The sequence below is a fragment of the Pedobacter quisquiliarum genome (assembly GCF_014642175.1).
Taxonomy (GTDB): domain Bacteria; phylum Bacteroidota; class Bacteroidia; order Sphingobacteriales; family Sphingobacteriaceae; genus Pedobacter; species Pedobacter quisquiliarum.
This window is the reverse complement of sequence record NZ_BMIL01000002.1, coordinates 206,075-229,126: the sequence shown is the minus strand read 5'-3', so window position 1 is coordinate 229,126 and position 23,052 is coordinate 206,075. Positions and strand designations below refer to the sequence as shown.

The 23,052-nt window shown below is 45.7% G+C and carries 22 protein-coding genes; 12 read left to right on the top strand and 10 right to left on the bottom strand.

Annotated elements, in window-relative coordinates; translation table 11 throughout:
* Window positions 1–226 precede the first annotated feature (226 nt).
* The 5 genes from IEW69_RS03405 (at window position 227) to IEW69_RS03385 (ending at window position 3,888) form a co-directional block, all read left to right on the top strand.
* The gene (locus IEW69_RS03405) at window positions 227–778 is read left to right on the top strand and encodes a 30S ribosomal protein S16 (RefSeq protein ID WP_188625423.1); all 552 of its coding nucleotides are present in this window, start codon (window positions 227–229) and stop codon (window positions 776–778) included.
* 68 nt (window positions 779–846) lie between these two features.
* On the top strand, window positions 847–1,374 hold the full coding sequence (rimM, locus tag IEW69_RS03400; RefSeq protein WP_188625422.1) for a ribosome maturation factor RimM: 528 nt from the start codon (window positions 847–849) through the stop codon (window positions 1,372–1,374).
* Between the two features lies 1 nt (window position 1,375).
* Window positions 1,376–2,056 (top strand): tRNA (guanosine(37)-N1)-methyltransferase TrmD, encoded by a 681-nt coding sequence (gene trmD / locus IEW69_RS03395; protein WP_188625421.1) that lies wholly within the window; start codon window positions 1,376–1,378, stop codon window positions 2,054–2,056.
* Window positions 2,057–2,226: 170 nt separating this feature from the next.
* The gene (gene rplS / locus IEW69_RS03390) at window positions 2,227–2,574 is read left to right on the top strand and encodes a 50S ribosomal protein L19 (RefSeq protein ID WP_188625420.1); all 348 of its coding nucleotides are present in this window, start codon (window positions 2,227–2,229) and stop codon (window positions 2,572–2,574) included.
* An 87-nt stretch (window positions 2,575–2,661) separates the two neighbouring features.
* The gene (locus IEW69_RS03385; protein WP_188625419.1) at window positions 2,662–3,888 is read left to right on the top strand and encodes a Glu/Leu/Phe/Val dehydrogenase dimerization domain-containing protein; all 1,227 of its coding nucleotides are present in this window, start codon (window positions 2,662–2,664) and stop codon (window positions 3,886–3,888) included.
* A gap of 96 nt (window positions 3,889–3,984) precedes the next feature.
* On the opposite strand, the gene IEW69_RS03380 is transcribed toward IEW69_RS03385, so the two are convergent.
* The 3 genes from IEW69_RS03380 to IEW69_RS03370 are packed head-to-tail and all read right to left on the bottom strand — an operon-like array spanning window position 3,985 to window position 7,419.
* Window positions 3,985–4,644 carry a phosphatidylserine decarboxylase family protein gene (locus IEW69_RS03380; protein WP_188625418.1) on the bottom strand — a complete coding sequence of 220 codons (660 nt, stop codon included), beginning with the start codon at window positions 4,642–4,644 and terminating at the stop codon, window positions 3,985–3,987.
* Window positions 4,645–4,682: 38 nt separating this feature from the next.
* Entirely contained in the window at window positions 4,683–5,246 is a 564-nt protein-coding gene (hpt, locus tag IEW69_RS03375; protein WP_188625417.1) for a hypoxanthine phosphoribosyltransferase, read from the bottom strand.
* A 10-nt stretch (window positions 5,247–5,256) separates the two neighbouring features.
* Complete coding sequence (locus IEW69_RS03370) at window positions 5,257–7,419, bottom strand: transglycosylase domain-containing protein (protein WP_188625416.1); 2,163 nt, start codon at window positions 7,417–7,419, stop codon at window positions 5,257–5,259.
* 117 nt (window positions 7,420–7,536) lie between these two features.
* Here IEW69_RS03370 and IEW69_RS03365 point away from each other — a divergent pair, with 117 nt between their 5' ends.
* From IEW69_RS03365 to IEW69_RS03355, 3 genes are read left to right on the top strand one after another with little or no spacing between them, the layout of a single operon-like run.
* On the top strand, window positions 7,537–8,613 hold the full coding sequence (locus IEW69_RS03365; RefSeq protein WP_188625415.1) for an Mrp/NBP35 family ATP-binding protein: 1,077 nt from the start codon (window positions 7,537–7,539) through the stop codon (window positions 8,611–8,613).
* Window positions 8,614–8,648: 35 nt separating this feature from the next.
* Complete coding sequence (locus IEW69_RS03360; RefSeq protein WP_188625414.1) at window positions 8,649–8,894, top strand: NifU family protein; 246 nt, start codon at window positions 8,649–8,651, stop codon at window positions 8,892–8,894.
* Window positions 8,895–8,947: 53 nt separating this feature from the next.
* Window positions 8,948–9,583: a carboxypeptidase-like regulatory domain-containing protein gene (locus tag IEW69_RS03355; protein ID WP_188625413.1), complete on the top strand. Its 636-nt coding sequence runs from the start codon at window positions 8,948–8,950 to the stop codon at window positions 9,581–9,583.
* Between the two features lie 16 nt (window positions 9,584–9,599).
* Here IEW69_RS03355 and def read toward each other — a convergent pair whose 3' ends face one another.
* Window positions 9,600–10,160, bottom strand: a complete 561-nt coding sequence (gene def, locus IEW69_RS03350) for a peptide deformylase (protein ID WP_188625412.1) — start codon at window positions 10,158–10,160, stop codon at window positions 9,600–9,602.
* 47 nt (window positions 10,161–10,207) lie between these two features.
* Window positions 10,208–11,437: a M16 family metallopeptidase gene (locus tag IEW69_RS03345; protein WP_188625411.1), complete on the bottom strand. Its 1,230-nt coding sequence runs from the start codon at window positions 11,435–11,437 to the stop codon at window positions 10,208–10,210.
* A gap of 127 nt (window positions 11,438–11,564) precedes the next feature.
* Between IEW69_RS03345 and htpG the strand changes: the two genes are divergently transcribed.
* The gene (htpG, locus tag IEW69_RS03340) at window positions 11,565–13,454 is read left to right on the top strand and encodes a molecular chaperone HtpG (protein ID WP_229663499.1); all 1,890 of its coding nucleotides are present in this window, start codon (window positions 11,565–11,567) and stop codon (window positions 13,452–13,454) included.
* A 135-nt stretch (window positions 13,455–13,589) separates the two neighbouring features.
* On the opposite strand, the gene IEW69_RS03335 is transcribed toward htpG, so the two are convergent.
* The gene (locus IEW69_RS03335) at window positions 13,590–14,513 is read right to left on the bottom strand and encodes an MBL fold metallo-hydrolase (protein ID WP_188625410.1); all 924 of its coding nucleotides are present in this window, start codon (window positions 14,511–14,513) and stop codon (window positions 13,590–13,592) included.
* A gap of 147 nt (window positions 14,514–14,660) precedes the next feature.
* Here IEW69_RS03335 and IEW69_RS03330 point away from each other — a divergent pair, with 147 nt between their 5' ends.
* Both IEW69_RS03330 and IEW69_RS03325 read left to right on the top strand, forming a co-directional pair.
* A complete protein-coding gene (locus tag IEW69_RS03330) occupies window positions 14,661–15,260 on the top strand; it encodes a TlpA family protein disulfide reductase (RefSeq protein ID WP_188625409.1) in 600 nt (199 codons plus the stop codon).
* Window positions 15,261–15,264: 4 nt separating this feature from the next.
* Window positions 15,265–15,540: a hypothetical protein gene (locus tag IEW69_RS03325; RefSeq protein WP_188625408.1), complete on the top strand. Its 276-nt coding sequence runs from the start codon at window positions 15,265–15,267 to the stop codon at window positions 15,538–15,540.
* Here the strand turns inward: IEW69_RS03325 and IEW69_RS03320 are convergent.
* Both IEW69_RS03320 and ffh read right to left on the bottom strand, forming a co-directional pair.
* Complete coding sequence (locus tag IEW69_RS03320; RefSeq protein ID WP_188625407.1) at window positions 15,537–17,075, bottom strand: YifB family Mg chelatase-like AAA ATPase; 1,539 nt, start codon at window positions 17,073–17,075, stop codon at window positions 15,537–15,539. The two genes, IEW69_RS03325 and IEW69_RS03320, sit on opposite strands and share 4 nt — an antisense overlap.
* 66 nt (window positions 17,076–17,141) lie before the next feature.
* Window positions 17,142–18,482 carry a signal recognition particle protein gene (ffh, locus tag IEW69_RS03315; RefSeq protein WP_188625406.1) on the bottom strand — a complete coding sequence of 447 codons (1,341 nt, stop codon included), beginning with the start codon at window positions 18,480–18,482 and terminating at the stop codon, window positions 17,142–17,144.
* Between the two features lie 304 nt (window positions 18,483–18,786).
* On the opposite strand from ffh, the gene IEW69_RS03310 reads away from it, so the two are divergent.
* A complete protein-coding gene (locus IEW69_RS03310) occupies window positions 18,787–21,225 on the top strand; it encodes a DUF5916 domain-containing protein (protein WP_229663498.1) in 2,439 nt (812 codons plus the stop codon).
* A 1-nt stretch (window position 21,226) separates the two neighbouring features.
* On the opposite strand, the gene IEW69_RS03305 is transcribed toward IEW69_RS03310, so the two are convergent.
* Window positions 21,227–22,240 (bottom strand): DUF3078 domain-containing protein, encoded by a 1,014-nt coding sequence (locus tag IEW69_RS03305; protein WP_188625405.1) that lies wholly within the window; start codon window positions 22,238–22,240, stop codon window positions 21,227–21,229.
* Between the two features lie 52 nt (window positions 22,241–22,292).
* Window positions 22,293–23,045 carry a hypothetical protein gene (locus IEW69_RS03300; protein WP_188625404.1) on the bottom strand — a complete coding sequence of 251 codons (753 nt, stop codon included), beginning with the start codon at window positions 23,043–23,045 and terminating at the stop codon, window positions 22,293–22,295.
* Window positions 23,046–23,052 lie beyond the last annotated feature (7 nt).

Here is a 23,052-nt window from a genome sequence, read left to right as displayed (position 1 = left end):
ATGTTAATTCTCACGCCTTAAAGGAGGTGGATACAGTCTAAAAACGAAAATGCACAAGTCTTGATTGCCAGATTCTATACTTGACTAAGACATAGCAAGACAACGGACGCTGCTAAACAGAATACCTGAAATTGCATCTTGTTAATCATGAGTAATTTACTTACTTTTGCATCCCCGCAAGCATGTAGCTCCGGGAACTATGTTGAATACATAAACCAATAACGAAATGGCAACTAAAATCAGATTGCAAAGATTCGGTAAAAAAGGTAAGCCTTTTTTCCACGTGGTGGTAGCGGATTCTCGCGCACCAAGAGATGGTAAATTCATTGAGCGTTTAGGTTCTTACAACCCAAACACCAATCCTGCAACCATCGACATTGATTTCGAAAAAACTTTAGACTGGGTAAACAAAGGTGCTGAACCTACTGATACTTGTCGCGCTATTCTTTCTTACAAAGGTGTTTTATACAAAAAACACTTAGAAGGTGGTGTTAAAAAAGGTGCTTTAACTGCAGAACAAGCTGATGCTAAATTTACTGCATGGGTAGAAGCAAAAGGTGGTAAAATTGAAGGCAAAAAAGAAAGCCTTACTTCTTCGAAAGAAGAAGCAAGAAAACTTGCTTTAGCTGCTGAAACCAAGAAAAACCAAGACCGTGCTGCTGCTTTAGCAATTAAAAATGCACCAGTTGAAGAAGAAGTAGCTGAACCAGCTGCTGAAGAATCAACTGAAGCTGCTGCTGAAGGTACTTCAGAAGAAACAACGGAAAACAACGCTTAAGCTAGTTATCCTGAATAATAGCGAAGCTTCTGCATAAGAACGCTTCGCTATTTTCATTTACAGACATTATGAAATTAGAAGAAGCATTTTACATCGGGTATATCACCAAAACCAAAGGCCTCAAGGGCGAGGTGCAGGTATACTTTGAATACGACAGTCCGGAACTTTTGGATCTGGATGTGGTTTTTGCCGAAATCAGTGGCAAAATGGTTCCGTATTTCGTTTCCGTTTGCAAGCTTCAGAACAACCAGACCGCGAACATTTGTTTCGATGATATTGATCACATCGATAAGGCACAAGCTTTGGTGAAGAAGAAAATCTACCTGCCGCTTGATAAAATGCCGGATCGCTCGGACGATGACTTCCACTATAACGACCTGATTGGCTTTATGGTTACGGATGAGACATTGGGCGAGCTGGGGGAGATCCTGGACGTGAATGAATATCCGCAGCATTTCGTGGCAACCATGAACTACAAGGAGAAAGAAGTACTCTTTCCTTTGAATGAGGACATGATTCTGGAGATTGATCTGGATGAAGAAACCATATTGGTGGACTTGCCGGAAGGTTTACTGGATCTTTATTTAACCACCTAAGATGCGCTTCGATATTCTTACCGTACTTCCCGGCCTGCTTGAAAGTCCTTTTGCGCACTCCATTTTACAACGTGCACAGAAGAAAGGTATTGCTGAAATTGTGGTGCACAATCTTCGTGATTATGCCACCAATAAGCAGAAAAGTGTTGATGATTACCCTTACGGGGGTGGCAGTGGCATGGTGATGTCTATAGAGCCCTTTGCGAAATGCATCGAGGCGCTGCAGGCGGAGCGTAGCTACGATGAGATCATCTTCATGACACCAGACGGCCCTACGCTCAATCAGAGCATGGCTAATGAACTTTCTGGCCTGGGCAACGTGATGATCCTGTGTGGACATTACAAGGGCATAGATCAGCGGATACGCGACATCTATGTGACCCGGGAAATTTCGATTGGAGATTATGTATTGTCTGGAGGAGAACTACCAGCGGCGGTGCTTGTAGATAGCGTGGTGCGCTTGATTCCTGGCGTGCTGAACGACGAGACTTCTGCTTTATCGGATAGCTTTCAAGGCGAATTGCTGGACGCACCGGTGTACACCCGGCCGGCCGACTGGAACGGACACAAGGTGCCCGACATCCTGCTAAGTGGTCATGAAGCAAAGATCAACGAGTGGCGCCATGAGCAGGCATTATTGCGTACACAGCAGCGCAGACCCGATTTACTTGGCGATGATTAAAGGCCATATGCAGAGGGTTTTCCAACAGAAAATGGGCTTCAATAGCTTCAAATGTGGAATTATCAACTAATGTGGAAAAAAATAGAAATCGCTTTCATTAATTAAAAATTATTCTTAATATTGCAGTCCGATTTTAATACAACAAAAGATCGGCTTAATAGCTTAAAATCATGGATTTAGTAAAATTTGTTGAAGAGCAGGTAATCGCAAAAAATGAGTTTCCTGCATTCAAATCAGGAGATACAGTGAGTGTTCACTATAAAATTCGCGAAGGTAATAAAGAACGTGTTCAAATTTACCAAGGTGTTGTATTACAACGTAACAGCGTTGGTGCAAGCGAAACCTTTACTGTTCGTAAAATGTCTAACGGCGTTGGCGTGGAACGTATTTTCCCAATCAACTCCCCAAACATTGAAAAAGTAGAAGTTAATAGCTACGGTAAAGTTCGTAGATCTAAATTATTCTATCTACGTGCATTAACTGGTAAAGCAGCGCGTATTAAATCAAGAAGAGTTTAATTACACCCTTACAAGATATTTAAACCTTCCCGATCATCTCGGGAAGGTTTTTTTGTTTTCTATATTCGCCAAAGAACAAACACACACATGAAGGAGCTTTTAAAAATTTACGAAGAAAAACAGCCGGAGATCGTTTTCGAGTGGAAAGACAAGGAATCTGAAGCAGAAGGCTGGGTAGTAATCAATTCACTGCGTGGCGGTGCTGCAGGTGGGGGTACCCGCATGCGCAAAGGCCTGGATAAACGTGAGGTGGAGTCGCTGGCGAAAACGATGGAAGTGAAATTTACCGTTTCGGGTCCGCCAATAGGGGGTGCCAAATCGGGTATCAATTTCGATCCGGCAGATCCGCGCAAGAAAGAAGTGCTTCAGCGCTGGTATAAAGCCGTAATGCCTTTGTTGAAGAGCTATTATGGTACCGGTGGTGATTTAAATATTGATGAAATTCATGAGGTGATTCCAATCACGGAGAGTTATGGCTTATGGCACCCGCAGGAAGGTGTAATTAATGGCCACTACCGCGCTCGTGAGAATGAAAGAATCCACCAGATCGGCCAGTTGCGCTATGGCGTATCCAAAGTGCTGGAAGATCTGGAATATACACCGAACATCAGACGTAAATACGTGGTTGCAGACATGATCACCGGTTACGGGGTATCTGAGTCTATCCGTCATTACTACAACATCTGGGGTGGCGACTTGACCGAGAAACGTGCGGTTATTCAAGGCTGGGGCAATGTTGCTGCTGCTGCAGGTTATTACCTGGCGAAAAATGGCGTAAAGGTTATTGGTATCATCGACCGTGTAGGTGGCTTGATCAAACCTGAAGGTTTTGCACTGGAAGAGATCACAGATCTGTTTAACAATCGTGCAGGTAATACACTGGTTTCAGATCACCTGATTCCTTTTGAACTTGCCAGCGAACAGATCTGGATGTTAAATGCAGAGATCTTTGTGCCTGCTGCAGCCTCCAGGTTGGTTAAACAGGACGAAGTGGACCAACTTGTTGCCGGTGGCTTAGAAGTAATCGCCTGCGGCGCGAATGTGCCTTTTGCGGATAAGGAAATCTTCTTCGGTCCGATTATGGAACATGCCGATGCCAACGTATCCGTGATCCCTGATTTTATTGCCAACTGTGGTATGGCACGCGTTTTCGCCTACTTGATGGAGAAAAATGTGGAGATGAGTGATGAAGCCATCTTTACGGATGCTTCTGCAGTAATTGAGAAGGCGCTGAAAGCCGTTTATGTTGCATCTGATGCTCGTACAGGTATTTCGAAAACAGCGTTTGAGATCGCTTTAAAACAGCTTATATAAGGTCTTGCGGATTTAGGTCCGTCAGACTAGTAAAAAGAAAGCCTGCAAATCAATTTGCAGGCTTTCTTTTTATGTTTATCTCGTCTTTCGCTTAGCTTATGGAAGTTCGCCTAAAACGGTGATGCCACCACGTACAATCTGATTAAGCTCCAGATCAACCTTGGTGCCGATGGGCAGGAAAAGGTCTACACGGGAACCGAACTTTATGAAGCCAAATTCCTTGCTTTGTTCTACCACATCACCTTCTTTAACGTACCATACAATTCGTCTGGCTAAAGCACCTGCAATCTGACGGAACAAGACCGGCGTTCCGGACTCATGCTCCACCACAACGGTTGTTCTTTCGTTTTCTGTAGATGATTTAGGGTTCCATGCGGCAAGGTATTTACCGGGATGGTACTTGAAAAAGCGTACGACACCAGAGATCGGGTTCCGGTTGATGTGTACGTTTACGGGCGACATGAAGATGCTTACCTGAAGTCTTTTGTCTTTGAAATATTCTTCCTCTATGGTTTCTTCGATCACCACAACCTTGCCATCGGCAGGACAGATGATCATCTTATCATGCGAAACAAAGGCTCTGCGTGGGTTTCTGAAAAATTGTAGTACGGTAATGAATAATACCAGGGACACAATATAAATAAGCCAGCGCAACCAGGTGATGTCGGCATATCTGTAATCAATAAAAGCGTTTAACACGAATATAATAAGCAGTGTTAAAGCAATTGATGTGTAACCTTCCTTATGTATGGTCATAGAATCTTAAAAGTATTCTGCAAAAGTGAGAAAAATATTTAAGATTGAGGCAAGGTAACTGTATCTGTAGCGCGGTAAATGTCTTTTAGATTCCGCCCAAGGCCGTTGTAATCTAAGCCGAAGCCAACCACAAAGTCGTTGGGAATCTCGAAGCCTACATATTCCAGTTCTTTCACCGGCTCCAGCAGGGCTGATGGTTTAAACAGCAGGGAGCAGACCTTAATGGAGGATGGTTCTTGTTCGCGCAGTTTCTCGATGATGTGTTTAATGGTGCGGCCTGTGTCTACAATATCTTCAACGATGATCACATCGCGGTTGTGCAGGTTCTGTGGTAAGCCAAAGATTTCCTTTACGGTACCCGTGCTGGCTAACCCACCTTCATAGGAAGACATTTTAATGAATTCCACTTCACAGGAGATATCCAGCTCTTTCAGCAGGTCGCTGATGAACAGGATGCTCCCGTTTAATACGCCAATAAACACCGGGCAGCGGTCTTCGTAATCTACGTTGATCTGTATGCCCAGCAGCCTGGTGCGTTTGTTAATGTTTTCATGCTCCAGGAAGATTTCGAACTCCTTGTCTGCGATTTGTATGTTGTTCATTGCTATTGTCTCAGTCGTCTTCTCTTGCTTTTTCGAGCTCCTTTTCCAGTCGCCGCTGTGCGCGACGTTCTTCACGGAGCTGCTTCTTGGTCTTGGTGGTATCCCTTTGGGAGGATTTCACCGTGGTGGTGTCTTTTTTCCCGCGACCAAATAGCCGGTCGAACAGGTTTTTAGATTCATCCTGGGTATTGATTACCGGCAGGGCGTCATCATCTTCCCCAGGGAAATCTGTGGTATCAACCTCCGTGGTGTCTGGTGACAGGTACTGTCTTAAGCCTTCACGCAGGCGTACGTTGTAGAAGCCGTAGCTGCTGGTATCGGAAGGGGTGAGCCCTCTTCTGGCCATGATGTTACCGAGGAAGCGGAAATAACCCCTCAGGTAAGGTTTTAAGGTACCATCACCAAAGAACTTAAACATGGCGATCTTCGGTCTGGGCACGATGTTGGCCAGGAAGATGCCTTCTCCCACGCTCAAATCTGCAGGCGATTTGCCGAAATATTGTCTGGAAGCTTCTCCAATGCCGTAGATGTTCTGACCCATTTCAATGATGTTGAAATACACTTCAAGCATCCGGTTTTTGGACACGAGACGGTTATTTTCAATGAGCCATACAATCAGAATTTCTTCCACCTTACGTGCAAGGGTTTTCTGACGGCTCAGGAATACGTTTTTCACGAGTTGCATGGAAATGGTACTTCCGCCACGTACAAAGCGATTTTCTTTGAAGTTGACCACAATGGATTTGCGGATGGATTCTTCTACGAAGCCCTTATGCTTGAAAAAGGATGGATCTTCTGCTGTTAATACTGCATTTATGAAATTCTTAGAGATCTGGTTGAGCGGCGTAAAATTCGGGTTGGATGGGCCGATGGTAATGTCTCGCATGGGCTTGCCATACTCGTACGGGGTATAAACGAAAGGTTGATTGATCTTTTGAAGGTCTGTAGTGCCCCATTTTAAGATCTTCAGGTCCTTTGGTGTCAATGTGGAGCTGAACTTTACACTATCCGGCTGTTTGGTATCCAGGTAGAAGTTCATGTTATAGCTCACCTGTCCTGAGACTTGCAGGCCTTCCAGGGATTCGAATAGCCCTTGCGGGAAGGAAGTCAGAAAGGTTTGTGCATCCTGCTGGTCGGTGCGGACCTTCAGCTCATAAATTTTATGTGGCGATAAGGTGTACTTCAGGTAGGGGTGGATGGACGCTTTCTGCAGGAATATGGTGGACGTGCTGTCCAGTGCCACGTAGTTCTCGCCCACGAGCATATCTGCATCCAGGGAGGCATCAGGCACTACAATATCGTTGGATGCGATTGCAGGATGGTTTAACAGGAGATTTTTGATGGACCAGGATCCGGTGATCTTGTAGGCATCCCCTTTGTAGGAGGCATTTTTCAACTGCGTTCTTACCGTATCAAAACTCAGCTTTGCTTTCAGTTTATTGTTCAGGTAAGCGAGTTCCACCTTCTTGTTTTCTGCGAAAAAAGTAACGTCCATCTGCTTGTCGGAAGGCTCCAGCAGTCCGTTTAGGTGCCAAGTTGCTTCATTGCCGTTCACCAAGATGTTCGATTTTAAGGCGCCATCTACGATGGTGGCCTCCGTGGTGAGGAAGCTTAGTTTAGCCGTGTCGTTGTCATTTACCCGCAGCATGAGGTTCTTAATCTGCATGTCGTCAGGGATCTTGTACAGCATCTGGTTGAGCAGGTTGTGCGCCAGGTCCGCAAGGTTCATCTTGCCGGTGCTTACGGTATCTTTTTTCTTTCTCTTCAGGAAGAAGTCGAGGTTGGTGAGTGAGTCTTTAACGACGATGTTTATGGTTCCGGAATCAAGCCCCAGCTCTGCAAGTTTGACATTGCCGACCACCAAGGGCCAGAGCTTAACGCCTATGGTCATATCGGAAATGGTAGTGAGGGTATCGCGGTCCTGCGGTACGACAGAGATGTCGGTCATGTGCACGGTGCTCAGGCCGGTAAATCCGGCGCTGCCGATTTTCACTTCCAGGTTGTAATCTGTCTTGGCTTTAGTGATGGCTTTGGCAACCATTTTCTGGAGTAAGGCTTCACGTTTGCTGTAGGCTACTGCCCCTGTGACCATGCAGATTACCAGAAATATACCTAAAACCCAAGCGCCAATTTTGATGTATTTTTTGGGGATGTTTATTTTTGGAAATTGCATGTTTTTTCGTGGTGGTTATTGCTCAAACGCAAATTGCAAATGTTTATTTCGTGTTAAAATTACAGTTAATAAGGCTTATATCAATCTATTGTGTCCATGTTTTGTTAATTTTGGATAATGATAATCAGCAACGAACAAGTTTTAGCGGCCCTAAGAAATGTAGAAGATCCCGATCTTAAAAGAGATCTGGTGACCTTAAACATGATTAAGGATCTAAAGATCGAAGATAAAAACATCAGCTTTACCCTGGAGCTTACCACACCGGCCTGCCCGATGAAGGACATGCTTAAAAATGCTTGCACCAACGCGGTGAAACACTTTGTGGATGCGGAGGCAAACGTTTTGATAAACATCACGTCAAGGGTTACAAAGCCAGTCGACAGTTCGCAATTGGATAACATCAAAAATATCATTTTGGTTTCCTCGGGTAAAGGTGGGGTCGGTAAATCGACCGTGGCCAGCAATCTTGCGATTGCGCTTGCCGCTGATGGCGCCAAAGTCGGCCTGATTGATGCAGACATCTACGGTCCTTCTGTACCAACGATGTTCGGATTGATTGACGCTAAACCAAATGCCCGTGAAACGGCTGCGGGTAAAACTTTGATCCTACCGATTGAGAAGTACGGCATAAAGCTGCTTTCGCTGGGTTTCTTTGCTGATCCGAATCAGCCAGTGCCATGGCGCGGGCCGATGGCTTCAAATGCGATCAAACAGTTGTTTAATGATGCTGACTGGGGTGAATTAGACTACCTGATTGTGGATTTACCTCCGGGTACAGGCGACATTCACATCACCATTACGCAGAGCTTCCCGATTGCGGGTGCGGTGATTGTGACCACACCACAGCAGGTGGCGCTTGCAGATACGCGGAAAGGGTTACAGATGTTTCGTATGCCGGGCATCAACATCCCAATTCTTGGCGTTATCGAGAATATGGCTTATTTCACGCCTGCAGAGTTGCCTGATAACAGGTATTACATCTTCGGCAGAAATGGCGGTCGTGCATTGGCTTCTGGCTTTGAAGTGCCATTTTTGGGTGAGATTCCAATTGTACAGAGCATTACGGAGGCAGGGGATAAGGGTGCGCCAATAGCACTGAACCTGGAGAGTCCGCTTGCTGCTGTTTTCTCAGAAATAGCCGGCCGGGTTGCACAACAGGTGTCAATCAACAATGGCGTGACTGCAAATAGCTAAATAATTAGTAAATTTATTTTTTAATTCAAGTTAAAATGAATCTAACCGAACAAGTGGAGCAGGCATTAGATACCATTCGTCCTTATCTGATTGCAGATGGTGGCGATGTGGCAATTGAAGAGATTACGGCAGAGAATGTTGTTCGATTGAAATTGCTGGGTAACTGCGGCTCCTGTAAAATGAGCTTCATGACGATGAAAGCCGGCATTGAGCAGGCCATCATGAAAGCCGTACCGGAAATTACTGCGGTACAAGCCATTAACCTGGCAGAACCTGCCTAACGCTTTTAACATATTTTAACGATAGCTCATCGTTATTCGAAGTACTTTTGTGTATGAAGTATATATTATCCCTGTTCATTCTTGTTTTCTCCCTCCATGTTTCTGCACAGCAGCAAGCAGCGGAGAAAAGACTGATCCAATATTCCGGGATTATAACTGATGTAGACAGCAATAGTGTGGTGCCTTATGTGACCATCACGAACGTTTCGACCAAGCAAAGCTACGCTGCGAACTATAAAGGCTATTTCTCCTTCATTGCGCACCCGGGTGATGTGTTACAGTTTAGTGCTGTTGGATTTTCTAAGGTGGAGCTTACCATTCCGGAGGAGATTACCGATAATAAGTATACGCAGATGGTGAAGATGAAGGCGGAGATCATTTACCTGCGAACGGTACAGGTATCGCCCTGGGCTACAGTAGAAGAGTTTACGAAGGACTTCATGGCCATGAAAATTGCCGATGATGACTACGAGATTGCCCGTAAGAACCTTTCCGGGGAAAGTATAAATGGCATGATTCAGACGCTTTCAAGAGATGCGGGAGAGATTTCCGGCATCAATTGGCGTATGAATCATGACCGTGCGTTGAATAAGAATATGACGCAAACCAATCCGCTGCTGAACCCATTTGCATGGGGTAAACTGATGCAGATGATCACCAATGGTGATAAAAGCAGGTCAAATAATTAAATTCTTCTTGGAATAACTAGCGTCTTTTGCTTTGTTGTGGGAAGCGCATCTTGTAGTCTGTACGCACATTTCCTTTGGAGATGGCATCAAACTTAGACTTCAGCATACGCTTGCGTAGCAGACCTAGTGTATCGGTAAACAGCTTACCTTCGATGTGGTCGTACTCGTGTTGGATGACCCTTGCAGGCATGCCAGTCACTTCTTCTTCATGCTGTACCCAGTTTTCATCGAAATAGGTGATGCGGATGTTCGGCTTGCGGTAAACGTCTTCACGGATGTCCGGAATGCTTAAACAACCTTCGTTGAAAGCCCATGGCTCGCCGGTTTCTTCAACGATTTTCGCATTGATGAACACCTTCTTGTAACCTGGATTACCTTTTTCGTCTTCACCGGTGTCTACGATAAACAGGCGTATCGGCAGGTTTATCTGTGGTGCAGCAAGACCTACACCGCTTGCAGCATACATGGTGTCGAACATATTTGAGATTAGCTGCTGTAAGTCAGGATAGTTTTCGTCAATTTCTGTACAAACCTTACGTAAAACAGGATCGCCGTAAGCAACAATAGGTAATTTCATGGATGGTAATTTTTAGATGTTCGATTGCGCGTACAAAAGTACGAATATTAGGTTAAAGGATAAAAAGTAAGGCTGCTAAGATTATTTTCCGCCAACATTTCATCTGCGATTGCGGCCATGTCGTTGGTGCTAACCGCCTGAATTTTTGCGAATACCGTTTCCAGGCTGTCGATCTGATCGTAATCCATAAGGCTTTTGGCCATGGAGATGATCAGCCCGATCCGGTTTTCCTCACCAAGGGCGATTTGTCCGATGAACTTGTTCTTAGCGCGTTGCAGCTGGACTTCTGTCATCGGGTTTTCGCGGAATTTCTTAAATTCCTTGTTGATCAAAGTTCTTGCACGATCCAGTTTCTCTTTATCGGTACCGAAGTAGACGGTGAAAAGGCCCGTGTCGCTGAGTGGGCTGTAGCCGGTTTCAATGGTATAGGCAATGCCGTACTTTTCGCGGATCTGCAGGTTGAGGATCGAGCTCATGCCCGTACCGCCAATGATGTTGTTGAGCAGCAGTAAGCCCGTTTTATAGGGGTGGTGCAGGTCGTAAGCCTGACAGCCAAGCACGACGTGCGCCTGTGAGATCGGCTTTTCGGAGATTATGTCTACCGTTTTCGCCTTTTCTGGCGCATTCCGATTGGCTTTATATGGGTTTGAAGGGATGGCTTCGTAGTACTTCGAACCGGTTTTAATGACCTTGTTCAATGCGTAGTTCCCAAGCACTGCAATGACGATCTTGTCGGTGTGGTAGTTCTTTGCCATGAATGCTTTAATGTCTTCACGGGACAGCTTGGAAACAGATTCTGTGGTACCGAGGATGTTCCTGCCCAGGGAATGACCGGCAAATAGCAGGTCTTCGAAGTCGTCGTAAATCGCTTCTTCAGGTTGATCCAGGTAAGAGGCGATTTCATCCAGGATGACGCCTTTTTCCTTCTCCAGCTCTTCTTCAGGGAAGGTGGAATGGAACATGATATCATTGAATAGCTCCAGCGTACGATCCAGATAAGGGTTCAGGAAAGATGCATGGATGCAGGTATATTCTTTGGTGGTGTAGGCATTGAGGTCGGCACCTACGCTTTCCAGCCGGTTCAGGATCTGATTGGTGCTTCGCTTTTCCGTGCGTTTGAAAACCAGGTGCTCAATGAAGTGTGCAAGTCCGGATTCCGCTTCGCCTTCATCCCTTGATCCGCTGTTGATGAGTATACAAGCATGGGAAATCGGAGATGCGCTGGGTACATGGAGTAATCTGATGCCGTTTGGCAGGGTGTGTACGTTGTATTCCATTAAGGTTCAAAGATAAGTATAAAGCGGCTAAACTGGTTTTTGTTTCGCAATATGCCTGTCAAATTGACAATTTTTCAGATTGGAACAAGGCTTGATATGCTCCCGGTATTAAAACCATTAGTTTATTATGAGCATAGAAGAAAAAGGAAACATTTCCATACACACCGAAAACATTTTCCCGATCATTAAGAAGTTCCTGTATTCAGACAATGAGATCTTTTTGCGTGAGTTGGTTTCGAACGCGGTTGATGCGGTTCAGAAGATCAAAAGATTAGCAGCACTTGGCCAGTACAACGGCGAGCTTGGCAATCCCTTGGTTGAAGTTGCCGTAGACGAAGCGCAAAAAACCATCACGATCAGTGATAATGGTTTAGGTATGACTGCCGAGGAGATCAAAAAATACATCAACCAGGTGGCTTTTTCAGGTGCAAGTGAATTCGTGGAGAAGTTTAAGGATGCGAAAGATGCGAATGAAATCATTGGTAAATTCGGTCTGGGCTTCTATTCTGCGTTTATGGTTGCTGATCTTGTAGAGATTCAGACCTTGTCGTACCAGGATGGCGCGGAGCCTGCAAAATGGGTTTGCGATGGTAGCACAAGCTACGAGATTTCAGAAGGTAGCAGAACGACCCGCGGTACAGACATCATCCTGCACATTAATGCAGAATCAGAAGAGTTCTTAAGCAAGTTCAAGCTTGAAGAGATTCTGGATAAATATGGTAAATTCCTTCCTGTGCCAATTAAGTTCGGTACCACCACCGAGCAAGAACCTGATGGTGAAGATGAGGAAGGCAAGCCGAAAACTAAAGACGTTGAGGTTGATAAAATCATCAATACAACCAATCCGATCTGGACTAAAGCTCCTGCAGATTTGTCAGATCAGGATTACCTGGATTTCTACAAACAACTTTATCCTTTTGGTGAGGACCCATTATTCTGGATCCACCTGAATGTAGATTATCCTTTTAACCTTACCGGTGTATTGTATTTCCCTAAGGTTAAGAATGACTTTGATATGCAACGCAATAAAATCAAGTTGTTCTCCCGTCAGGTATTCATTACAGACGAGGTTAAAGATATTGTTCCTGAATTCCTGATGTTGTTACACGGTGTGATTGACTCACCGGATATTCCTTTGAACGTTTCAAGAAGCTTCCTGCAAGCGGATAGCAACGTGAAGAAAATCAATAGCTACATCACCAAGAAAGTAGCAGATAAACTGGCGGAGCTGTTCAATAAAGACCGTAAAGGTTTTGAAGAGAAATGGTCTGACATTGGTTTGTTCGTGAAATATGGTATGGTGAGCGAAGAGAAATTCTACGATAAAGCAAAGGATTTCGCGTTGTTGACCAACACCAAAAAAGAGCACTTTACCATTGAGGAATACAAAGAGAAAGTAAAAGACCTGCAGACCGACAAAAACGGTCAGGTGGTTCTAATCTATAGTAATGACCCTGCGAAGCAGGATAGCTTCATCCAATCGGCCAACAAGCAAGATTATGATGTGTTGGTTATGGATTCTCCGATTGACAATCACTTCATCAATTCATTGGAGCAGAAGCTGGAGAAAACTTCACTGAAACGTGTAGATTCTAGCGTAGCGAGCAAGTTGATTGAAAAAGATGAGAACTTAGAGTCTGTATTGAGCGAAGAGCAGTCGAAAACCGTTAAAGAAGTTTTCGAGAAAGCGATCAGCAAGCCAGGATATAACGTGGAGATCGTTGCCTTGAACCCTGAAGAGTTGCCAGTAACGGTGACGATGGACGAGTTCATGCGCAGAATGAAGGATATGGCTGCAATGGGCGGCGGTATGGGCTTCTACGGCAACATGCCCGACAGCTATAAAGTAGCGATTAACGGAAACCACAAGCTGGTTACCCGTATCCTGCAGACTGAAGATGCAGATGCACAAGCGAAGCTTGCTAAACAGGCTGTTGATTTGGCTTTATTGGCGCAAGGGATGTTAACTGGTGCGGATTTAACGGAGTTCGTTAGCAGAAGCGTTGAGTTGATTTAAGCGATATAAAACAACTTTAGATAGAAAGAACGGGTTTTTAGATCGTTGTTTCTATACTGAAGGTATTATAACAAAGGCCCCGAATTCCGGGGCCTTTTGTATTGAGGGTATGTTTATCATTTGAGGTGTTAGAGATTAGAATTTACGCTTTGCTTTCTTCACAATGCTAAAAGCCACAAGGGCGGATAACGCCACGACCGCAATCAAGAGCGTTTTACCCAATGGTGCAGGAGGTAAGTGCTGCACACCTTGTTTGTTGGTCTTTGCAGGCTCGTTCACGTAGCGTCCACTGCGTGGAATTGCAACTTCCTTGAAGTTGTTAGCCAGATTGTCAAGCCCGGCATTCAGTTCCTCACCGGACATCGGCATACCGTGACCCGTTGCAGCGATGTCAGGACGCAGGTCACGAAGCTTCTTCACGGAAAGCGCCGCAGCAAGCCAGTTCGGCGTAAAATACTTCGGCGGCCCACTCACTTCCTTGCGCTGCGAGATGATAGACATCACAGACTCCTGTTTGGTGGTCACGAAGGCATCACCCGCGATCAAGACCTTATCCCGTCCCCGGTACAAGGAAATGTGCCCTGGCGTATGTCCTGGCGTATGTATGTAGATCCAGTCTGGCATGTGTGGAATGGTGCCCTCTTTAGAAAGGGCGTGCACTCTGGAGCCAAGGTTGATTGGTTTTTTTGGATAAAGGAAAGCCATTGAACTCATCATACCACCGCCTACTGTAGCGTCTGGTGGTGGATAGGCGGAGTGCCCGGTTAGGTATGGCATTTCGTAGAAATGGCCGTAAACCTGTACATTCCAGGTAGATGTCAGGTCGTGTATAGCGCCCACATGGTCAAAATGCCCATGCGTTAGGATGATCGCTTTAGGGGGTACATGCTCCCCGAACAATGAAGCTGCCATGCGCTTGATGCGGCCACCGCTACCTTGTAAACCCGCATCGATAAGCACCCATTCTTTATCGCCTGTTTCGACCATGTAAATGTTCACAAACACGATGCGCATTCCCCAGATCCCCGGCGCGACCTGGAAGTATTCTTCCTCTTTCATAGACAGTTAATTAGTTAGATGGTTATTAAACAACAAAAGGCCATACTGGTTTTAATTTTACATTCCAATTGAGCAATAGCGGCTGTTTCCCCTGTAAAAACGATATTGAGCTTTCAATAATTGGTATATTTGAGGAAATTCCAGCTTATGGTTAACAAAGCATTTTTAAAGAAAAACTACCTGAACATCCTGATGATCTGCTTACTGCTGCTCATCGTGTTTGTGCCTTCTGCTAAAGCCTTTATGCTTCGCGGATTGATGGAGATCGGTCTGTTCAGGCCCGGAACAACGGCCGCAACATCGCCGGAAGCCATGCCACCCGCAGCAAACCTGAACGGTATTCTCTTCAAGGACATCAATGGGAACGTTGTTGACCTCGGCCGACTTAAAGGGAAAGTGGTGTTCCTGAACTTCTGGGCCACCTGGTGCCCGCCATGTCAGGCAGAAATGCCATCCATTCAAAAGCTATATACGCAGTTTAAAGACGATCCGGACTTTGTATTCCTCTTGGTAGATGCCGATAGTAAATTGCCAGAGGCGAACAAGTTCATGCAGAAAAAGAACTACAGCATGCCGGTTTACGAGCTTGCAAGTAACATTCCAGAACAGCTGTTTAAAGGAACTTTACCAACCACTATCGTATTGGATAAGAAAGGCCGCATCAGTTTCAACGAGGAAGGTGCCGCCAACTATGCCCACAAGAAATTCATTGCTTTCATGCAACAATTAAAGAACAATAAAGACTAGCACCATGCAACAACCATTTGACATCATCGTCGCAGATACACACTACGCCGTCTTCCCGGAGCCGGAGGAAACCTTCACCATCTATAAAGACGGAAAAGAATACCTTCAAATCCAGAAGGATGCCGAAAACCAATGGCTAAAGCTCGATGAGGAAACTGCACTGCCCTTATTTGAACCCAATGAAGAAGTAAACCAAATCGGTAAGGCCATTTCTGAGTATAAAGAAGAGGAAGAGGACGATGAGGACGAATTGTTCGACGAGGAAGAAGAAGATTATTAACCCGTCCAGCGTTCCCGGTCCAGGCTGCGGTAGTGAATGGCCTCTGCCAGGTGTTCCAGGCAGATCTTCTCACTGCCGGCAAGGTCTGCAATGGTCCTGGAAACCTTCAAGATGCGGTCGTAAGCCCTGGCCGAAAGCCCCAATTTCTCCATTGCCCGCTTAATCAAGCTTCTGCCCGCATCGTCGATGTCGCAAATATTACGCACCATGTTCGGGCTCATCTGCGCATTGTAGTGAATGCCTTGCTGCTGCTCAAACCTGCGGTCCTGAAAGGTTCTCGCATTCATCACCCGCGTTCTGATCACCGCACTTTTTTCTGCCGGCTGCATGGAAGCCAGTTCATTGAAGTTCACCGGCGTGACCTCCACATGCAGATCTATGCGGTCCAGCAGTGGACCTGAAATCTTACTCAGATACTTCTGTACAATCCCTGGCCCGCAGATGCATTCCTTCTCCGGGTGGTTATAAAAGCCGCAGGGACAAGGATTCATTGACGCAATAAGCATAAAACTAGCCGGGTAGGCCACACTCAAACGCGACCGCGAGATCGTCACCTGCCGATCTTCCAGCGGCTGCCGCATCACTTCCAGCACCGAACGTTTAAACTCCGGGAGCTCGTCCAGAAAAAGCACGCCATTATGTGCCAAAGAAATCTCCCCTGGCTGCGGATTAACCCCGCCACCAACCAGTGCCATATCCGAAATCGTGTGGTGCGGACTCCGGTACGGCCGCTCCGTCATCAAAGCATCCAGCGCATTTAGCTTACCCGCTACAGAGTGGATTTTAGTGGTTTCCAAAGCTTCCTGCAGGTTTAAAGGCGGTAAAATGGTTGGTAAGCGTTTGGCAAGCATGGTCTTCCCGGCACCAGGTGGCCCGATGAGGATCAGGTTGTGCCCACCAGCTGCCGCAATCTCCAGTGCCCGTTTGATGTTCTGCTGCCCCTTCACATCCGAAAAGTCCTGCTCGTAGCTGCTTACATTGTGGTAAAACTCATCTCTGGTATTTACAATCACCGGATCAAATTGCTGCTTGCCATTGAAGAAATCAATTACTTCAGCGAGCGTTTTCATGCCATATACATCCAGTTCAGACACGATCGCCGCTTCGCGGGAATTATCTTTGGGTAATATGAAGCCCTTAAAGCCAGAAGCACGAGCCTGTATGGAGATCGGTAAAGCGCCTTTTATCGGTTGTAAGCCGCCGTCTAAGCTCAATTCACCCATAATGAAGTAGTCTGAGAGCTTTAAATCTTCCAGTTGCCCTGAAGCGGCTAGAATGCCGATGGCAATGGGCAGGTCGTAAGCAGAACCTTCCTTGCGGATATCTGCCGGTGCAAGATTCACCACGATCTTCTGCCGTGGCATGCGCAGCCCCGTCGTCTGGATTGCACTTTCAATCCGCCGCAAACTCTCTTTAATGGCATTATCCGGCAGGCCCACAATGTGGTATTTATTGCCGCCGCCAATACTTACCTCGATGGTAATGGTGAGGGCATCTACACCAAAAACGGCGCTTCCGTAGGTCTTAACAAGCATATACTTTTCTTAGTATAGGCCAGTATAGTCCAACTGGAAGCGCCGTAGTAATTTTTTTGAAAATACTTAGAACTTGCCTTGAGGCATCTTCGGCATGCCGCGCATCATTTTAGCTGCTGCCGCAGGATTCGAAAACTGTTTCATCACCTTACGCATGTCTTCAAACTGCTTAATCAGCTTGGTAACCTCTTCAACCTTGTTTCCGGAACCTTTTGCAATACGTAAACGTCTGCTTTGCTGAATTGCATCAGGGTTTTCACGCTCGTATTTAGTCATGGATTGAATAATTGCCTCAATGTTCTTGAATGCATCATCTTCAATCTCAATGTTTTTCATCATCTTTCCAACGCCAGGGATCATACCCATAAGGTCCTTCATGTTACCCATTTTCTTGATCTGCTGAATCTGGTTGTAGAAGTCGTTGAAGTCGAACTTATTCTTACGGATTTTCTTCTGTAGTTCTGCGGCCTCTTTCTCGTCAAACTGCTGTTGCGCACGCTCAACAAGGGAAACCACGTCACCCATACCCAAAATCCTGGAAGCCATACGGTCTGGATAGAACACGTCAAGTGCTTCCATTTTTTCACCTGTACCGATGAACTTGATCGGCTTGTTTACCACCGATTTGATCGATAGCGCCGCACCACCGCGGGTATCACCATCAAGTTTGGTTAGTACCACACCTGTAAAATCCAGGCGATCGTTGAAGGCTTTAGCCGTGTTCACTGCATCCTGACCAGTCATTGCATCCACCACGAATAAGATCTCATGTGGTTGCGTCTGGGTTTTCACGGCAGCAATCTCGTTCATCATCTCCTCGTCAATGGCCAAACGACCGGCGGTATCAATGATGATGACGTTATTGTTGTTTCTTTTACCTTCTGCAATACCTTCCAGTGCAATGCCTACAGGATCTTTAGATGCGAGATTCGCAAAAACAGGCACCCCGATCTGCTCCCCTAAAATCTGAAGCTGATCAATCGCTGCAGGACGGTAAACGTCACCAGCAACCAATAGAGGCTTTTTACCCTTACTCTTCAGAAAGTTCGCAAGTTTACCCGAGAAGGTGGTTTTACCCGCACCGTTCAAGCCTGCAATTAATATAATGGTTGGATTGTTCTTAAGATCAATATCGGTAACCTCACCACCCATCAGGGCTGTAAGCTCATCGTTCATCACCTTGGTCAGCAACTGTCCCGGAGAAACTGCTGTAAGTACATTCAGACCAAGGGCCTTCTCTTTAACCTCGTCAGTAAAAGTCTTGGCTGTTTTGTAATTTACATCGGCATCCAACAAGGCTTTACGAATCTCCTTCATGGTCTCTGCCACGTTGATCTCCGAAATACTACCCTGCCCCTTTAGTACTTTAAATGCACGATCTAACTTATCCTGTAAATTCTCAAACATCTCTTTTAATGCTTATTGTTAATTTTTTTGTAGCCTCAAAGTTATTAATTTTTGCGCGTAAATGCTTTACACCCATTTATCTTTTATTGTAGCGGGCCCAGCCAGGGCTTAATCCGGGACTTTGACCTTCCTTATAGCAGGATAATAGTAGTTTAGGAAAGGCCCAAGCAAAACAAGTCCTAACCCTCGGCAACAGCATTAAAATAGCCCTGCCCACAATCGCATTTGTAATACAAGTTAAAATATTTATCCTGCATGGTGCAACATTTTGCATACCCCTGCAGTCCTATGGGAAATGCTGCTAATGAAATCGCTCCTTCCAGGCTTGTTCCTGCTGTTCTTTTCCCTCAACCTTGCTGCACAAACACCCGCTGCAGAACGCAAAATCAATGCAATGCGCACCAATACAAGTCCTAAGATAGATGGCCTGCTTGATGATGAGGTATGGAAAGACGCACCCATAGCCACTGGTTTTATAGAAAACAACCCCAATCCCGGACGTGTAGAATCCGCAGACCGCAGCACGGAAGTTAAGGTCTTATACGATGACAATGCCATCTACATTTCAGCACGCATGAAAGCCAAGCCCGACAGCATTGCCCATGAGCTTGTTTCCAGAGATCAGATCGGTAATGCCGATTTCTTTGGCGTTTTTCTGGATACCTACCTGGATCGCATAAATGGAAACGGCTTTATTGTCACCGCTGCAGGATCGCAATTTGATGCCAAATACTCACAGGTTGGTGGAGAGGATGAGAACTGGAACGCCGTCTGGGAAAGTGAAGTGAAACTCGACGATCAAGGCTGGACCGTAGAACTTAAAATCCCGTACTCGGCACTGCGTTTCTCCAGCAAAGACCTTCAGAACTGGGGCATCAACTTCATCCGCAAACGCGCGATGGAAAACTCCCAAACCTTCTGGAATCCGGTAGACCCTAAAGTCAACGGCTTACTCAATCAAAGTGGTACAATGGTCGGCCTGCAAAACATCAAAGCTCCGCTGCGATTGTCCTTTTCTCCTTATGTGTCCGCCCTCATCAACCACTATCCCAATAATGTTCCAGGGATAAAGAATACCACCACCTCTTTTAACGGCGGAATGGATGTGAAATATGGCATCAGCAACAGCTTCACGCTGGATATGACCCTTATTCCCGACTTCGGACAGGTACAATCTGATAACCGCATCCTCAACCTCACGCCCTTTGAAGTAAAGTTTAATGAGAACCGCTCTTTTTTCACCGAAGGGACAGAGCTGTTTAACAAAGGCGACCTGTTCTATAGTCGAAGGATCGGTGTTTCACCAACCTATTCTAAAGACCTCAGCGATCAAATACAGGAAGGTGAGACTGTAATCCGATCGCCACTAGAAAGCAAAGTCATTAATGCCACTAAAGTATCCGGCCGTACCGCCAAAGGTCTGGGCATCGGCATATTCAACGCCGTTACAAATTCCATGAATACCATCGTGGAAGACGCCCAGGGCAATCGTCGGGAGATAGAAAGTCAGCCGCTAACCAACTACAACGTATTCGTGCTGGATCAGAACCTGAAAAACAACAGCGCTGTCAGCCTGATCAATACCAATGTGCTTCGCCAAGGCAGTGCCTACGATGCCAACGTAACAGCGATGCTTTTCAATTTGAACGACAAGAAGAACGAGTATTACGTAAATGGTGCGGGTAAAATGAGTTACTTAACGGCAAACCCCGACAAAGATCAACGGACCGGCTATTACTACGAAGTTGAAACGGGTAAGCAAAGTGGAAACTTCACCTGGAGCTATCGCCAGCGCATGGCCGACCGCGTCTTTGATCCATCCGATATGGGCTTTTTCACCAACAACAACTTCCTGGATCAAAATGGAACCATCCATTACAACATTTACAAACCCGGTAAATGGTACTACAAAATCGCCACCTTCATGTCCCTGAATTATTCCAGGCGCTACAAGCCCGCAGCATACCAGAACCTAACCGTGGAAACAGGGCCTTATGTGCAGTTCAAAAATTTATGGTCGGCGGAGATCTACGCAAACTGGACTGCAAAAGGAAACGACTTTTATGAATCCAGAAATGGCGGCTTGTATAAAAGTCCGGGGGGTTTTACTATACAGACGTACCTGAATTCCAACCGTGCCAAAGCCTATAACGCGGGTGGATACCTTGGCTATTCCAACAGAACCATGTTCAACGGTAAGATGTACGATCTATATTTCTACCAGAATTTCAGACTTAGCGATCGCCTAAGTTTCGGAACAGACTTCAGCTATTCCCCAAGCTATGATTTTGTAAGCTGGGTGACTTTTAATGGTTCACAAAGTGTGTTTTCAAGGTACGACAGAAACACGATTGAAAATGCCGTAGATGCCAAATACAACTTCACAAACAAGATGGGCATCAATCTAAGGGCAAGGCATTACTGGTCCGACCGCAGGAATAGGGCGTTCTACAACTTACAGGCAAACGGCAGTTTAGCCGCCTATGAAGGTCCTGCGTTGCAGAATACAGACCGGAATTATAACGTCTTCAATATCGATCTAATCTACACCTGGCAGTTTGCGCCGGGCAGCGAGCTAAGTGTCACTTATAAAAACCTCTCAGAAACCAATGACAGCTATTTAACAAAGAGATACTTCAGAAACCTGGATTACATCCTCTCCGGACCGCAGAACAACAGCCTATCCATCAAAATGCTCTACTACATAGACTACCTTGATCTAAGAAAACACAAAAGGAAATAGCTTACCTCGGGAACATGAAGACCATGCCCAGCGCGAGTGTCTGACTTGCCTGAATCTTATCCGTGGTGTTCTTGTCGTATAGCCCCACACCAGTAACCGTCACGTTCATGAACTTGTTAACCTTCGCACGAAGCTCCACATCTAAACGGTGGTTGGTATAATCGAGCTGATCGTATGGAATAAACACCATGTAACGCGCTTTCAGGTTCAGATTTTTGGCAATCTCTTTATCGAAGTTAGATACCACCTGAAAAGCCAGTTCATTCTTGAAGGTTGCGCCAGCAGGCACACCGTAATTGTTAAAACTTGTATTCCCCGCAGCAGCATTCAATCGAACCAAACTCGTGTCGAGGACAAAGGTTTGCCTTGCCGTTCCCGTACCAATTCTGGTTGAAAAATATTTACTTGGTTTGTATTCAAAACCGATGGATTCTGTGAGATAACCTGGTGACATAAACCTCGAGAGCAGGTTTCTTAGTTCATTACCGTTCCCGTCATTGTAAAACCGGTAACCGTTGTCAAATTGCGATTCAAAACTCAGGGAACCGAAGAAATACCAGTTCTTGGATAGTTGAATGGCGGCTTTATTGTCCCAGAAAATACGGTCAACGGTTTTCTTTTCCGACTGGTTCTTGTTGCGAACCTTACCGTAGTTTAGAATGAGTTCAGAAATGTAGCTATAACCTTCACGGCTGTATTCTGCTCTGTGGTTTATTAATCCCGTCAAAGCAAGGGAGTTAACCCCACCACCAGTCCAGTTATTACTAAATGCGGCCTGGTTCAGGTTTATACCAACGGAGGTCCGGGTATTCCAGTAGTTCACTTTTGCGTCGATAACGACTGGCATAAGTTGGATGGGTTTGTACTCCAGATTCCCCATTCTGGAAGGCAGCGGACTGCGTTTCAGACGTAAGTTTAAATCATTGGTATTAATTGGAACGGTGTCGATTTCCTGAGCCTGAAGCCCCGTGACAAACGCAAAAACGAATATTAAACCAATATACAAGCCCTTCATTACTACAAAGAAAACCAAAAAAGTGGCTTTAAAAAAGTTTAGGGCTAAAATTTTAAAGGTTGTCTATCTTGATGTCGGGTAAAGGTTGGAGTCTTAATGCCTTCGGATTGCGCTTATAAGCAGTATAGCTATTCCGCAGGTAAACGATAAAGGCATAGTCTGAAGCACTCAGCACGAAAGTATAACTCGGGCGATATTGTTGCATGAAATCCGTGAGCTCAGGCTCAGAAATACCCAGAACCTGCTTCACAAATTCCGGTCTGAATTTAAAATCAATGATCTGCTCTTTGTAGTCGCGCTCCAGAATTTCCTGCAGGTGCCGCGCGTTTTTACCTTTCTTACTCAGCAGGTTGTAAATGGCGTCAATGCCAATACCCACGCCCCTTTGCCCAAGGTTCAGCAGATCCTTCGAACTGCCGCGGTCGGTTGCATACTTATATTCCTGCTGTGTCTTTTTATATTGCTCTTCGGGGCTGATGTTTTTGCTGCCCACAATGGTAACTTCCTTCAGACGGATGAAAAGTGGATGTAATTGAAAGAATACCGCATTTTGCCCTTTGTAAACAAGCGTATCCACAGCATAGCCCTGTAAAGCAGCAAACAGCGTGTCACCAATTGCCGCCTGGGTAGAGAATTCGCCTTTGGTATTGTTGTATAAACCCTGGTCCGTCCGAGAATTGTAGATGTAAACTTTTGCAAGCCGCTGCTTACTATCCTTGTCAATAACAAAGCCCTGTACAGCTTTCTTTTGAGCATATAAGCCGGAGCACAGAAACAGCAAGAGCAGGGAACCGTAAAACTTCATCTATACA

What these genes read in the sequence shown, in the direction of transcription:
- IEW69_RS03330 (WP_188625409.1), top strand. Translation starts at nt 14,661, where the DNA reads ATGGTTAACAAAGCATTTTTAAAGAAAAACTACCTGAACATCCTGATG.
- IEW69_RS03305 (WP_188625405.1), bottom strand. Translation starts at nt 22,240, where the DNA reads ATGAAGGGCTTGTATATTGGTTTAATATTCGTTTTTGCGTTTGTCACG.
- IEW69_RS03320 (WP_188625407.1), bottom strand. Translation starts at nt 17,075, where the DNA reads ATGCTTGTTAAGACCTACGGAAGCGCCGTTTTTGGTGTAGATGCCCTC.
- IEW69_RS03385 (WP_188625419.1), top strand. Translation starts at nt 2,662, where the DNA reads ATGAAGGAGCTTTTAAAAATTTACGAAGAAAAACAGCCGGAGATCGTT.
- IEW69_RS03300 (WP_188625404.1), bottom strand. Translation starts at nt 23,045, where the DNA reads ATGAAGTTTTACGGTTCCCTGCTCTTGCTGTTTCTGTGCTCCGGCTTA.
- IEW69_RS03310 (WP_229663498.1), top strand. Translation starts at nt 18,787, where the DNA reads ATGAAATCGCTCCTTCCAGGCTTGTTCCTGCTGTTCTTTTCCCTCAAC.
- IEW69_RS03325 (WP_188625408.1), top strand. Translation starts at nt 15,265, where the DNA reads ATGCAACAACCATTTGACATCATCGTCGCAGATACACACTACGCCGTC.
- IEW69_RS03370 (WP_188625416.1), bottom strand. Translation starts at nt 7,419, where the DNA reads ATGCAATTTCCAAAAATAAACATCCCCAAAAAATACATCAAAATTGGC.
- rplS (WP_188625420.1), top strand. Translation starts at nt 2,227, where the DNA reads ATGGATTTAGTAAAATTTGTTGAAGAGCAGGTAATCGCAAAAAATGAG.
- IEW69_RS03360 (WP_188625414.1), top strand. Translation starts at nt 8,649, where the DNA reads ATGAATCTAACCGAACAAGTGGAGCAGGCATTAGATACCATTCGTCCT.
- IEW69_RS03380 (WP_188625418.1), bottom strand. Translation starts at nt 4,644, where the DNA reads ATGACCATACATAAGGAAGGTTACACATCAATTGCTTTAACACTGCTT.
- trmD (WP_188625421.1), top strand. Translation starts at nt 1,376, where the DNA reads ATGCGCTTCGATATTCTTACCGTACTTCCCGGCCTGCTTGAAAGTCCT.
- IEW69_RS03405 (WP_188625423.1), top strand. Translation starts at nt 227, where the DNA reads ATGGCAACTAAAATCAGATTGCAAAGATTCGGTAAAAAAGGTAAGCCT.
- IEW69_RS03335 (WP_188625410.1), bottom strand. Translation starts at nt 14,513, where the DNA reads ATGAAAGAGGAAGAATACTTCCAGGTCGCGCCGGGGATCTGGGGAATG.
- IEW69_RS03355 (WP_188625413.1), top strand. Translation starts at nt 8,948, where the DNA reads ATGAAGTATATATTATCCCTGTTCATTCTTGTTTTCTCCCTCCATGTT.
- def (WP_188625412.1), bottom strand. Translation starts at nt 10,160, where the DNA reads ATGAAATTACCTATTGTTGCTTACGGCGATCCTGTTTTACGTAAGGTT.
- hpt (WP_188625417.1), bottom strand. Translation starts at nt 5,246, where the DNA reads ATGAACAACATACAAATCGCAGACAAGGAGTTCGAAATCTTCCTGGAG.
- IEW69_RS03365 (WP_188625415.1), top strand. Translation starts at nt 7,537, where the DNA reads ATGATAATCAGCAACGAACAAGTTTTAGCGGCCCTAAGAAATGTAGAA.
- rimM (WP_188625422.1), top strand. Translation starts at nt 847, where the DNA reads ATGAAATTAGAAGAAGCATTTTACATCGGGTATATCACCAAAACCAAA.
- ffh (WP_188625406.1), bottom strand. Translation starts at nt 18,482, where the DNA reads ATGTTTGAGAATTTACAGGATAAGTTAGATCGTGCATTTAAAGTACTA.
- IEW69_RS03345 (WP_188625411.1), bottom strand. Translation starts at nt 11,437, where the DNA reads ATGGAATACAACGTACACACCCTGCCAAACGGCATCAGATTACTCCAT.
- htpG (WP_229663499.1), top strand. Translation starts at nt 11,565, where the DNA reads ATGAGCATAGAAGAAAAAGGAAACATTTCCATACACACCGAAAACATT.